The organism is Streptomyces sp. SAS_272 (assembly GCF_052543235.1).
Map to the genome: position 1 here is coordinate 51,784 of NZ_JBMNDR010000013.1, position 11,957 is coordinate 63,740.

12 protein-coding genes are annotated in these 11,957 nt (G+C 74.3%); 7 read left to right on the top strand and 5 right to left on the bottom strand.

Annotated elements, in window-relative coordinates; genetic code table 11:
• Positions 1 to 246 precede the first annotated feature (246 nt).
• Positions 247 to 672 carry a hypothetical protein gene (locus tag ACN6LD_RS11265; RefSeq protein WP_415924885.1) on the bottom strand — a complete coding sequence of 142 codons (426 nt, stop codon included), beginning with the start codon at positions 670 to 672 and terminating at the stop codon, positions 247 to 249.
• Between the two features lie 237 nt (positions 673 to 909).
• Here ACN6LD_RS11265 and ACN6LD_RS11270 point away from each other — a divergent pair, with 237 nt between their 5' ends.
• The 3 genes from ACN6LD_RS11270 (at position 910) to ACN6LD_RS11280 (ending at position 3,299) form a co-directional block, all read left to right on the top strand.
• Positions 910 to 1,452: a GNAT family N-acetyltransferase gene (locus ACN6LD_RS11270; RefSeq protein ID WP_319190729.1), complete on the top strand. Its 543-nt coding sequence runs from the start codon at positions 910 to 912 to the stop codon at positions 1,450 to 1,452.
• 214 nt (positions 1,453 to 1,666) lie between these two features.
• On the top strand, positions 1,667 to 2,629 hold the full coding sequence (locus ACN6LD_RS11275) for a MurR/RpiR family transcriptional regulator (protein ID WP_319190727.1): 963 nt from the start codon (positions 1,667 to 1,669) through the stop codon (positions 2,627 to 2,629).
• A gap of 85 nt (positions 2,630 to 2,714) precedes the next feature.
• Positions 2,715 to 3,299, top strand: a complete 585-nt coding sequence (locus ACN6LD_RS11280; RefSeq protein ID WP_445043044.1) for a hypothetical protein — start codon at positions 2,715 to 2,717, stop codon at positions 3,297 to 3,299.
• A gap of 58 nt (positions 3,300 to 3,357) precedes the next feature.
• Here the strand turns inward: ACN6LD_RS11280 and ACN6LD_RS11285 are convergent, their stop codons facing one another.
• Genes ACN6LD_RS11285 through ACN6LD_RS11300 form a run of 4 tightly spaced genes read right to left on the bottom strand, consistent with a single transcriptional unit; the run spans position 3,358 to position 5,744 of the window.
• Positions 3,358 to 3,732, bottom strand: a complete 375-nt coding sequence (locus tag ACN6LD_RS11285) for a roadblock/LC7 domain-containing protein (protein WP_057578582.1) — start codon at positions 3,730 to 3,732, stop codon at positions 3,358 to 3,360.
• Between the two features lie 20 nt (positions 3,733 to 3,752).
• Entirely contained in the window at positions 3,753 to 4,283 is a 531-nt protein-coding gene (locus tag ACN6LD_RS11290) for a roadblock/LC7 domain-containing protein (RefSeq protein WP_445043045.1), read from the bottom strand.
• Between the two features lie 34 nt (positions 4,284 to 4,317).
• Positions 4,318 to 5,304, bottom strand: a complete 987-nt coding sequence (locus ACN6LD_RS11295) for a transcriptional regulator (protein ID WP_445043046.1) — start codon at positions 5,302 to 5,304, stop codon at positions 4,318 to 4,320.
• On the bottom strand, positions 5,301 to 5,744 hold the full coding sequence (locus ACN6LD_RS11300) for a hypothetical protein (RefSeq protein WP_445043047.1): 444 nt from the start codon (positions 5,742 to 5,744) through the stop codon (positions 5,301 to 5,303). Before ACN6LD_RS11300 ends, ACN6LD_RS11295 begins: the two co-directional genes overlap by 4 nt.
• A 500-nt stretch (positions 5,745 to 6,244) precedes the next feature.
• On the opposite strand from ACN6LD_RS11300, the gene hutU reads away from it, so the two are divergent.
• The 4 genes from hutU to hutI are packed head-to-tail and all read left to right on the top strand — an operon-like array spanning position 6,245 to position 11,722.
• Positions 6,245 to 7,909 (top strand): urocanate hydratase, encoded by a 1,665-nt coding sequence (gene hutU, locus ACN6LD_RS11305; protein WP_319190819.1) that lies wholly within the window; start codon positions 6,245 to 6,247, stop codon positions 7,907 to 7,909.
• Positions 7,906 to 9,129, top strand: a complete 1,224-nt coding sequence (locus ACN6LD_RS11310; protein WP_319190821.1) for an allantoate amidohydrolase — start codon at positions 7,906 to 7,908, stop codon at positions 9,127 to 9,129. Before hutU ends, ACN6LD_RS11310 begins: the two co-directional genes overlap by 4 nt.
• Entirely contained in the window at positions 9,126 to 10,499 is a 1,374-nt protein-coding gene (locus tag ACN6LD_RS11315) for a formimidoylglutamate deiminase (RefSeq protein WP_445043048.1), read from the top strand. The genes ACN6LD_RS11310 and ACN6LD_RS11315 overlap by 4 nt, the downstream gene beginning before the upstream one ends.
• 38 nt (positions 10,500 to 10,537) lie before the next feature.
• A complete protein-coding gene (gene hutI / locus ACN6LD_RS11320) occupies positions 10,538 to 11,722 on the top strand; it encodes an imidazolonepropionase (RefSeq protein WP_445043049.1) in 1,185 nt (394 codons plus the stop codon).
• The last annotated feature ends 235 nt before the right edge of the window (positions 11,723 to 11,957 follow it).

Consider the following 11,957-nt stretch of genomic DNA (forward strand, 5'->3'; position numbering starts at 1 on the left):
GCGTCACGGACCTCCGGAGCGGCTCCCGGACCTTCCACAGACGCCACGGACGCGGCAACCGGCCTGACCCGGCCCGCGTCCCTCGCGGGGACCGCCGTCGTCCCGCCCCCCGGCAACGGGGGTGCGGCGGTCCCCGCGCACACCCTTTCGCCGTCGCTCTCCCCGCGCGCTGCCGTCCCCGCGCACGGCCTTCGCCTCACGCCCTCCCCCGCACGCCCTCCGCCCGAGGGCGCCTCGTGGCGCCGCTCACTCCTCCCAGTCGCCGTCCTTCGAGGAGCGGCGCCGGCCGACGAAGAGAGCGGGGTTGCTGCGGGCGGCCTGGACCACGTTGACGCCCACGATGCCGACCCAGGAGACGATCAGGCCCGGCAGGCCCTCGGTGCCCACGCCGATCGCGGACAGCGGGACCGCCAGCACCAGCGAGACGATGCCGAAGCCGAAGCGCTCGCCCCACGAGTCCGTCGCCTTCGACGAGCGGGAGTCGCGGGCCGCCGCCATCTGCTGCTCCGCGAACTGCCGGCGCACCCGGCGCTCCACCGCGCCGTCGATGCGCTGGTCCACCTTCTCCAGGAACGAGTCCACCAGCGCGGACTCGTACTCCTCGCCGAGTTCCCTGCGAGTCTGCAGGGTGGCCTCCAGGTCCTTCTTGAGGTCCGTGTTCCGCGCTTCCATGATGGTCTCCCGTCCCGTCATGGGCACCAGGCTAGAGAGCGCGCCCGCCCGTCGCACTGGGGATAGCCCCCCTCTCCGGGGTCGGGGCCGCCGGGGTCGCCCCGCCCGCGCCCCCCGGGCGACGCGTCCGCGGCATGGGACCGCCGCCGCCGGGATCCGGCCGACAGACGACTGCACCCGGGGGCCGGTCCCCGGTTAGGCTGCTCCGTCCTGAACAGGCCTGGGAGGTCCTACACCATGAGCAGCACGCCGTCCTTTCCCGACCGGATCGAGCTCGTGGGGGAAGGCCTCGTCCTGCGCGACTGGACGGAGGCGGACCTGGCGGCGATGCCCGATCTGTTCGACCACCCCGACATCGCGTACTGGACGCCGATCGTCTCCCCCTTCGACGCGGCGGCCGCCCGCGCGCGGCTGGACCGGGCCCGGCGGCTGCGGGCGGAGGGCACGACCGTCCTGCTCGCCGTCACCGTCGACGGTCACGCACCCCTCGGCGAGGTGATGCTGCGCCGCACGCCCGAGGGCGCGGAGATCGGCTACGCGGTCGGCCCGGCGCACCGCGGCCGGGGGCTGGCCGTGCGGTCGGTGCGGGTGATGGCCGCGTACGCCTTCGAGCAGCTGGACCTGGCACAGGTGGTCCTGGAGCTGGAGGCCGAGAACGCCGCGAGTGTCTCCGTCGCCACCAGGGCGGGCTTCCGCCTGCTCGACGTCCCGCTGATCGAGGGGCAGGAGAAGGGGCGGCCCTACGCCCTGCAGACCTGGGGCCTGAAGCGCCCCGCCTGACCCGCCTTGCCCGTCTGGCCCCCTGCCCCGTCTGGCCCTCTGCCCCGTCCGACCCGCTGGTCCGTCTGCCTGCGGCCGGTCCGTCTGGTTCGCCGGGCGGGTCTCGGGGTCTTCGGGCCTTGCTTGCTTGGCTGTATGACGTCATGCAGAGTGCGTGGTAGCTGAATAAGCTCGTCGACGGCTCGGATCGTGGACGGCTGAAGGGGGAGCGGGCATGAGCGCGGAGACGGACGCGGGAGCAGGAGCGGGGCCCGGAAAGGGGCCGGCGTCCGGGACCGGGCCGGGGTCGCGGCCGGGGCCGGGTGAGCGCGTGCAGGGTGCGGGCGTGCCGGGTGCGGCGTTGCCGGACAGCCCGGCGGCCCGGCTGCAGGTGCTCTTCGAAGGCCATCGGCTGACGCCGACCCAGCGGCGCATCGCGCACAGCATGGTGCGGCGCGCCGCCGAGGTGCCGTTCCTGTCCAGCGTGGAGCTGGCCGAGCTGGCCGGGGTCAGCCAGCCGTCCGTGACCCGCTTCGCGGTCGCGCTCGGCTTCGACGGCTATCCCGCCCTGCGCAAGCACCTGCGCGAGGTCGCTCCCGCCGACCGGGCGCCGGGCTCCGCCTCGTACAACGCCTACCAGCAGGCCGTCCAGGCCGAGATCGAGAACCTGCGGCACCTGGCCGAGCTGCTCGCCGATCCGCGGCCCGTGCAGCAGGCGGGAAGGCTGCTCGCGGCCTCGCGGCCGCTGCCCGTGCTCGGACTGCGCGCCGCCGCCTCGCAGGCGTACGGCTTCGCCTACTTCGCCGCCAAGGTGCATCCCGACGTACGGCTGCTGCACGAGGGCGGCACGATGATCCACGACCGGATCGACGCCGCGGTCCGGGCCGGCGCCTCCGCGCTGCTCTGCTTCGCGCTGCCCCGCCACCCGCGGGAGGTCGTCGACACCCTCGCCTACGCCAGGGAGGCCGGGCTGAGCGTGGTGACGGTCGCCGACTCCGCGTTCGCGCCGGTCGCCAAGGTCTCCGACCTGCTGCTGCCGGCCGCCGTCGGCACCGGGCTCGCCTTCGACACGGCGTGCGCGCCGATGCTGCTGGGGCGGGTGCTGCTGGAGGCCATGTGCGACGACCTGCCCGACGCACAGGCCCGGCTGGAGGAGTTCGACGCACGGGCGGCGACGCGCGGCCTCTTCGTGGAGTAGGGACCCGCGCCTCTCAGACTCGTCTCACGTTCGCTGACTACGCTGAACGGCCACGAGAGGGAGCCGGAGTGACGAGGAGGCGGACGTGGCACGCGGAGGGCAGGGGCTGGCTCGGGTGGCCGTCGTCGTACGGGCCGGGGCCGCGCCGTTGTGGTGGTGCGGGGTGTTCGCGGCCGGGGTCGGGGTCCTGGTGCCCGGCCTGACCGGGCGGCGGATCGGGGTGTGGGCCGGAGCCGCGTTGTTCGTCGTGGCCGCGGCGGTCACGGCGGTTCGCGGCCGCCGTCGGTTCACGGAGCTGGGGCGTGGCGCGGTCCGTGCGGGCAAGCACGACGTGCTCCAGGACCGGGCGGTGACCGTCCGCGCCTGGCGGCGCGGCCACCGCAGGTGGCTGCTGCCGGCCTTCCTCGCCGCACTGGGCAGTGCGTTCGCCGTGCCCGCGGCCGGCGGCATGCTGCTCGCCGGCTGCGGGGCGGGGCTGTGGCTCAAGGCCGCCTGGCTCGGCCGGCGCGAGCGCGCCGACGACGCGCTGCTGTGGGTGCGCGTCGACTGGCTGGACCGACACGGCGGACGCCCCGCCGGCAGAGCCGTCAAGGCGTACCGCAGCACCGGCATCGCGGCGGGCGACGCGGCTCCGGGCGGATCCCGCCGCCGCGCCGCCGCACTGGTCTAGGGCCTGTCGGACACGGCCCAGGGCCTGTCGGACACGGCCTGGCGACCTGATCCGCCGGTCACACCTCGAGGTCCTCCTCGATCCTCTTCAGCTGGTGGCGGGCCATCGCCAGGTTGGCCCGCTTGGCGTCCAGCACCAGGTAGAGGAAGAGGCCGTTCCCGCCACGGCCGCTGATCAGCCGGATCATGTGGTACTGGTCGGACAGAGTGATCAGGATGTCCTCGATCTGGGCTTTCAGTCCGAGGTGTTCCATGGTGCGCATCTTGGCGCGCACCACGTCGGTGTTGCCGGCGGCGGCGACGTTCAGGTCGAACGTCTTGCCGCCGCCCATGGTGCCCAGCGCCATGCCGCTGGTGTAGTCGACGAGCGCGACTCCGGTGGCGCCTTCGATGGAGGCGAGCGCTTCTTTCAGGCAGGTCTCGGTATTGGCCATGACTGTGCTCCTCGGTTCCTTCAACTTTCCGTGGTGGTGCGCGCGTTGGTGGTGGCTGGGCCGCGCGCCGATCTGGTCCGTACGGTCGTGGGCTTCGCGGGCGTCCGCACCGGCGCCTTGGCGGGCGGCTTGGGCGGTGTCTTCACGGGGGCGGCCGCCGCGGCCGACCGCGCCTTCGCCTCCTGGGCGTCGACCAGCTCCCCGATGCGGACGCCGGCCCGGCGTCCCTCGAGGTGCAGCCGGCCGACGTTGACGCGGTCCTGCGCGAGCAGCGTCAGCACGGCGTTCTCGCCGGCCGTGTACGTCGAGACGTAGCCGTACCGGCCGCGCACGAGCAACTCGCGGAAGTCTCCCTGGCCGGTCGTGTCGGCCATCCGCATCGCCACGCCGAGGGCGGCGGCGGTCAGTGCGGCGACCACCTCCGGCTCCACGCCCGGGGTGTCGTGGGCGAGCACGAGTCCGTCCACACCGGCCGCCAGTGCGCCGGTCAGCTGGGGCACCCGCGCCCGCAGTCTCTTCAGCTCGTCGAGTATCTCGGGCGCGGAAGCCATCAGCTCGCTCCTCTCGGCGCGCGGTCGCTGCCGTTCAAAGGGCCTCCAGCGCATCCCTGAGCCTCTTCAGCAGAGTGATGTCGGGGTCGTTGACGCGGGGCAGGGCGATGCCCTGCGGGGCGTCGGGGACGGGGGGTGCGGGGAGTCCCGCGGCTGCGGGGGCCCCGGTCGCCGGGGCGCCGGGTGCGATCACTCCGGCTGTGGGGCCCGCGGCCGCGGGGGATCCGGTCGCGGGGAGTGCGTGGCGGGGCGGGAATCCGGTCGGCAGGCGGTGCGGGCCGGGGGGCGGGAAGAGCGCGCCGAGCAGCCCCGCGGCCGCCAGCCGACGGGCGTCCACCAGCGTGTGGAAGGCCTGTCGGCCCAGCTCGCGGGCGATGTCCGGCGCGGTGCGTATCCCGTCGGCGAGGGCGAGCACCGCGCTCTGCCGGGCGGTCGGCGCGGGCGCGGCGACGGTCTCGGACCGGCGCAGCGGTGATCCGTCGGTCGCCGGGTCGGGCCACAGCCGGTCCAGCAGCGCGCGCCGGCGCAGTGTCTCGCGCTCTACCGCGCCGACCGGGACGGGGCTGAGCGTGCCGAGCCGGTGCCGGGCGCCGTAGTGGAAGCGGCCCGGCGTGCTGCTGGGGGCGAGCGCGAAGTACGCCGCGTCGAACACCGCCTCCAGGTGGCACAGCTCCAGCGCGCCGCGCGGGACGCGACCGGCGTCGAGCAGCAGACGGGCGACGCCGTAGTCCTCGTCGGCCCGCTCGACGGCGTCCTGCCAGACGGCGGGGGAGAGGGTGCCATGGGCCAGGAGGAGCACGTCGAGGCCGGGGGCGAGGGGACTCTCGGCGTGCACCACCCGCCCCTCGGCGAGGTAGAGCGAGCCCCGCTCGCGCTCCAGGACGCCCGTCGCGCGTTCGGCGGCGAGCCGGTTCAGCATCGGCGACAGCCCGCCGCCCTGCCCCTGCCCCGCCGACTTCTCCCGGACGGGCAGGCGGGGCGGCGGAGTCGTGCCCGGCGGGGTCGTTCTCACCGCCGTCATCCCAGCACCAGCCGTTCGGCCATCTCGCCGAGCCTGATCCGGGCCAGGGCGAGGTTGCCGTCCGACCGGGCCAGCCAGACGTGCAGGAACACGCTGCTGTCGAAGGACGTCGGCACGAATCGGAGCACGTGGTAGCTGTCCCGGTTGCTGATGATCAGGTCCTCGACCGGGGGATCGGCGGGCGCCGCCGGGACGGCCCCGGCCGCGCCCTCGTGGGGCTCGTGACCGGAGGGGCCGCCGTGGCCGTCCGGTGTGAACGCCCGCTGCTCCGCCGTCAGCCGCGCGACCTCCGCGGCCTCGGCGGCCGCCGCCTCGTGGTCGCCGCCGGGGAACTCCCCGACCGCGCCCAGGGCCAGCCCGCTCGTCCAGTCGACCAGCGCCGCGCCCCGTGCGCCGGGCAGCCGCATGGCCTCCAGTAGACACTCGTCGATTCCGGGCACCGTTGACTCCCCCTCCCGCCCGCCGTTCGGCTGAGTGATGAAGAAGCTACGCAACGTGTGCGCCGGGGGTGAGTCTTCTGGCATTTTCCCGCGGAACATGCGCAGTGGTGACTAACGTGGGTCGACTGACCACTTTCCGTGGCCGTGGCGACGCCTCATGCGTCCCTTCAACACCGCGCCCATCGGCGCGCGCCACGGCGCGCGGGCTCGCGATGGGTGGTGGCGGCGGTGCCGCGCGCCCCGGCGAGGCGCGTCCGGCTCCCTGTTCCTGCCCGGCCGCCGGGCCGCTTCCGGCTGCTCCTGCCCCCTCGGCCGCCCGTTCCCGCCCCCTTGTGCACCCCGTACCGGCCCCCTCTTGTCCCGTGTCGGCCCTCTCCCGGTCCGACTCCGGGGAGGCGCCCCGTCGCGCGGTCGTATTGACTAGCTCTATTCAGCGGGCCAGGATGTGAATAACGGCAGTAAAAGCCCGCCGGGATCACCCGTCCGCAAGGAGGCAGACCATGTCAGGACCCCGCCCCGTACGAGCGCCCCGCGGTACGGAACTGAGCGCCCTGGGATGGCAGCAGGAAGCCGCCCTGCGGATGCTGCAGAACAACCTCGACCCCGAGGTCGCCGAACACCCCGACAAGCTCGTCGTCTACGGCGGCACGGGCAAGGCGGCCCGTGACTGGCGCTCCTTCGACGCGATGGTCCGCACCCTGCGGACCCTCAAGCAGGACGAGACGATGCTCGTCCAGTCCGGCCGGCCGGTCGGCGTGATGCAGACCCACGAGTGGGCCCCGCGCGTCCTCATCGCCAACTCCAACCTCGTCGGCGACTGGGCCAACTGGGAGGAGTTCCGCCGCCTGGAACAGCTGGGTCTGACCATGTACGGCCAGATGACCGCCGGTTCCTGGATCTACATCGGCACCCAGGGCATCCTCCAGGGCACCTACGAGACCTTCGCCGCCGTCGCCGCGAAGAAGTTCGGCGGCACCCTCGCCGGCACGATCACCCTCACCGCCGGACTCGGCGGCATGGGCGGCGCCCAGCCGCTCGCCGTGACGATGAACGACGGCGTCGCGATCTGCGTCGACTGCGACCCGCGCGCCATCGACCGCCGCATCGAGCACCGCTACCTGGACGTCAGGGCCGACAACCTGGACCATGCGCTCCAGCTGGCCGTCGAGGCCCGCGACCAGCGCAAACCGCTCTCCATCGGCGTGCTCGGCAACGCCGCCGACCTCGTGCCGCAGCTGCTCGCCATGGGCGCCCCCATCGACATCGTCACCGACCAGACCTCCGCCCACGACCCGCTGGCCTACCTGCCCACCGGGATCGACTTCGAGGACATGGCCGACGCCGCCGCGAAGGACCCGGCCGGCTTCACCACCCGGGCCCGCGAGTCCATGGCGCGGCACGTGGAGGCGATGGTCGGCTTCCTGGACGCCGGCGCCGAGGTCTTCGACTACGGCAACTCCATCCGCGGCGAAGCCCAACTCGCCGGATACGACCGGGCGTTCGCCTTCCCCGGCTTCGTCCCCGCCTACATCCGCCCGCTGTTCTGCGAGGGCAAGGGCCCCTTCCGCTGGGCCGCCCTGTCCGGCGAGGCCTCCGACATCGCCAAGACCGACAAGGCGATCCTCGACCTCTTCCCCGAGAACGAGTCCCTGGCCCGCTGGATCAAGCTGGCCGGCGAGCGCGTCCACTTCCAGGGCCTGCCCGCCCGGATCTGCTGGCTCGGCTACGGCGAGCGCGACAAGGCCGGCGAGCGCTTCAACGACATGGTGGCGTCCGGCGAACTGGCCGCCCCCCTCGTCATCGGCCGCGACCACCTCGACTCGGGTTCCGTCGCCTCCCCGTACCGCGAGACGGAGGCCATGCTCGACGGCTCCGACGCGATCGCCGACTGGCCGCTGCTGAACGCCATGGTCAACGTGGCCTCGGGCGCCTCGTGGGTCTCCCTCCACCACGGCGGCGGCGTCGGCATGGGCCGCTCCATCCACGCCGGCCAGGTGACCGTCGCCGACGGCACCGCACTCGCCGGCGAGAAGATCCGCCGCGTTCTCACCAACGACCCCGGCATGGGCGTCATCCGGCACGTCGACGCCGGCTACGACATCGCGGAGTCGGTCGCGGACGAACGGGGCGTGCGGGTGCCCCTGCGTGAAGGTGACGACGCGTGACCTTCCACAGCATGTGGGCGGAGCTGCTGCCGATCGGCCGCAGCTCCGCCTCCGGCGGCTACCGCCGCTACGCCTGGACCGCCGCCGACACGGACTGCCGGGCCTGGTTCCGGGAACAGGCCGAGGCGCGCGGCCTGACCTACGAGGTCGACCGCAACGGCAACCAGTGGGCCTGGCTCGGCGACCCGGCGGCCGGGGACGCCGTGGTGACCGGGTCGCACCTCGACTCGGTGCCCGACGGCGGCGCATTCGACGGACCGCTCGGAGTGGTGTCCTCCTTCGCCGCCCTCGACGAACTGCGCGCCCGCCGGGCCGAGTTCACCAAGCCGCTCGCCCTGGTCAACTTCGGCGACGAGGAGGGCGCGCGCTTCGGCCTCGCCTGCGTCGGCTCCCGGCTCACCGCCGGTCGGCTCACCGTGGAGCAGGCCCACCGGCTCACCGACGGCGAAGGCGTCACCCTCCCGCAGGCCATGGAGGCAGCCGGGCACGACCCGGACGCCATCGGCCCGGACCCGGAGCGGCTCTCCCGCATCGGCGCGTTCGTCGAACTGCACGTCGAGCAGGGCCGGGCGCTCGACCTGAGCGGCGACCGGGTGGGCGTCGCCAGCGCCATCTGGCCGCACGGGCGCTGGCGGTTCGACTTCCGGGGCGAGGCCAACCACGCCGGCACCACCCGCCTCGAGGACCGGCGCGACCCGATGCTGCCGTACGCGGAGACCGTCCTCGCCGCCCGCCGCGAGGCCCGGCTCGCGGGCGCCGTCGCCACCTTCGGCAAGATCTCCGTCGAGCCGAACGGCGTCAACGCCATCCCCTCCCTGGTGCGCGGCTGGCTCGACTCCCGCGCCGCCGACCAGGCCACCCTCGACACGGTCGTCGACGGGGTGGAACGGGCCGCCCGCGACCACGCCGCGGCCCACGGCATCGACCTGGACGTCGTCCGGGAGTCGTTCACGCCCGTCGTCGAGTTCGACCACGCGCTGCGCGACGAGCTCGCCCGCATCCTCGGCAAGGACAGCGGCGCCCGGCTCACCGTCCCCGTCCTCGGCACCGGCGCCGGACACGACGCCGGAATCCTCTCCGACCGCATCCCGACCGCCATGCTGTTCGTGCGCAACCCCACGGGCGTCTCCCACTCCCCGGCCGAGTTCGCCGCGGAGGACGACTGTGTGGCCGGGGTGCACGCCCTCGCCGACGTACTGGAAGGACTGGCCTGCCGGTGACTCCCACGCAGCGGACACGGACGTACTGGCTCGAGCACGCCTGGCTCGACACGAACGTCGAGCCGGGCGTCGCCCTCACGGTGTCGACGGGCGGCTCCGGCGAGACGGCGGACGGGCGCATCACCGCCGTGCGCACCGGCGTCGACTCCCCGCCGCCCGGCGCCGAGATCCTGCGCGGCCTCACCCTGCCGGGCCTCGCGAACACCCACAGCCACGCGTTCCACCGCGCCCTGCGCGGCACCGTCCAGGTCGGCTCCGGAAGCTTCTGGACCTGGCGCGAGGTCATGTACGCGGTCGCCGACCGGCTCACCCCGGACACCTACCACCAGCTGGCCCGCGCCGTGTACGCCGAGATGGCGCTGGCCGGCATCACCGCCGTCGGCGAGTTCCACTACCTGCACCACGCCCCCGGCGGTGTCCGCTACGCCGACCCCAACGCCATGGGCGAGGCCCTGATCGAGGCCGCCGCCGAAGCCGGGGTGCGCATCACCCTCCTCGACACCGCCTACCTGTCCTCCGGCTTCGGACAGCCCCCCAACGCCCATCAGCTCCGTTTCTCCGACGGCGACGCGGACGCCTGGGCCGAACGCTGTTCACTTCTCAAGGAACGGGATCACGCACGGATCGGGGCGGCGATCCACTCCGTGCGGGCCGTGCCCGCCGACCAGCTGGCGGCCGTCGCGAGCTGGGCCGAAGGGCGCAGGGCGCCGCTGCATGTGCACCTGTCCGAGCAGACCGCCGAGAACGACGCCTGCCGTGCCGCCCACGGGTGCACGCCCACCCGGCTCCTCGCCGACCACGGCGTGCTCGGGCCGCGCACCACCGGAGTCCACAACACCCACCTCACCGACGAGGACATCGCCCTGCTCGGCCGCTCCGGCACCGGCACCTGCATGTGCCCGACGACCGAACGGGACCTCGCCGACGGCATCGGCCCGGCCGTCGCCCTCCAGGCCGCGGGCTCACCCCTCTCCCTCGGCTCGGACAGCCACGCCGTGATCGACCTGCTCGAGGAGGCGCGCGCCATGGAGCTGAACGAACGGCTGCGCACCCGCACCCGGGGCCACTGGACGGCGGCCGCCCTGCTGCGCGCCGCCTCCGCCGACGGCCACGCGGCCCTCGGCAACCCGGACGCGGGCGCCCTGGAGACCGGCGCGCCCGCCGACTTCACGACGATCGCGCTCGACTCGGTCAGGACAGCGGGCCCGCTGCCCCGGCTCGGCGCCGAGACGGCCGTATTCGCGGCGACCGCCGCGGACGTACGGCACACGGTCGTCGCCGGACGTCACGTCGTACGCGACGGGGCGCACACGCTCGTCCCCGATGTGCCGCAGGCCCTCGCGCGGGCCGTGGCGGCCCTGCACGCCTAGCGACCACCACCGGCTCCCGCCCCCACGAGGACACGACGATGAGCAGCAGCACCGGCACGAGCACCGTCATCACGAACATCGCCACGCTGGTCACCAACGATCCCTCCCTCGGAGGATCCCCCCTCGGCCTGGTCCGGGACGCGGCCGTCGTCATCGAGGGCGACCGCGTCGTGTGGACCGGTGAATCAAGCAAAGCACCCGCCACCGACAACCGGATCGACGCCGACGGCCGGGCGGTCCTCCCGGGCTTCGTCGACTCCCACTCCCACCTGGTCTTCGCGGGCGACCGCACCGAGGAGTTCAACGCCCGGATGTCGGGCCGCGGCTACACGGCCGGCGGCATCCGCACGACGGTGGCGGCCACCCGGGCGGCCACCGACGGGGAACTGGAGGCGAACCTCACCCGTTTCCTCTCCGAGGCCCTCCGCCAGGGGACCACGACCTTCGAGACCAAGTCCGGCTACGGCCTGACGGTCGCCGACGAGGCCCGCGCCCTGCGCCTCGCCGCCGCCCACACCGACGAGGTCACCTACCTCGGCGCCCACATCGTCCCCCCCGACTACGCCGACGACCCGGCGGGCTACGTCGCCCTGGTCACCGGCGAGATGCTCGACGCGTGCGCCCCGCACGCCCGCTGGATCGACGTCTTCTGCGAGAAGGGCGCATTCGACGGCGACCAGGCCCGCGCGATCCTCACCGCCGGCAAGGCGAAGGGACTGCACCCCCGTATCCACGCCAACCAGCTCTCCCACGGCCCCGGCGTGCAGCTGGCGGTGGAGCTGGACGCGGCCAGCGCCGACCACTGCACCCACCTCACCGACGCCGACGTCGACGCGCTCGCGAACGGCGACACGGTCGCCACGCTGCTGCCCGGCGCCGAGTTCTCCACCCGGGCGCAGTGGCCGGACGCCCGTCGGCTGCTGGACGCGGGCGTCACCGTCGCCCTGTCCACGGACTGCAACCCGGGCTCGTCCTTCACCTCGTCCATGCCGTTCTGCGTCGCGCTGGCCGTGCGGGACATGGGGATGACGCCGGACGAGGCGGTGTGGTCCGCCACGGCGGGCGGGGCCGCGGCCCTGCGCCGCACCGACGTCGGCCGCATCGCGCCCGGCGCGTACGCCGACCTGACCCTCCTGGACGCGCCGAGTCACGTCCACCTGGCCTACCGGCCGGGCGTGCCCCTGGTCTCCGGGGTGTGGCGGCGAGGCGTCCGGGTCGTCTGAGGGCCCTGGTCGGCGGAGGCGCCGGCGGCAGCCCGCCCCCGGCCTGCCGCTGCCCGCCCCCGGTCTGCCGCTGCCTGCCCCCGGTCTGCCGCTGCCTGCCCCCGGTTTGCCGCCGACCGCCCCCACGCCGTGCCGACCACCTGGCCTACCGGCCGGGCGTGCCCCTGGTCTCCGGGGTGTGGCGGCGAGGCGTCCGGGTCGTCTGAGGGCCCTGGTCGGCGGAGGCGCCGGCGGC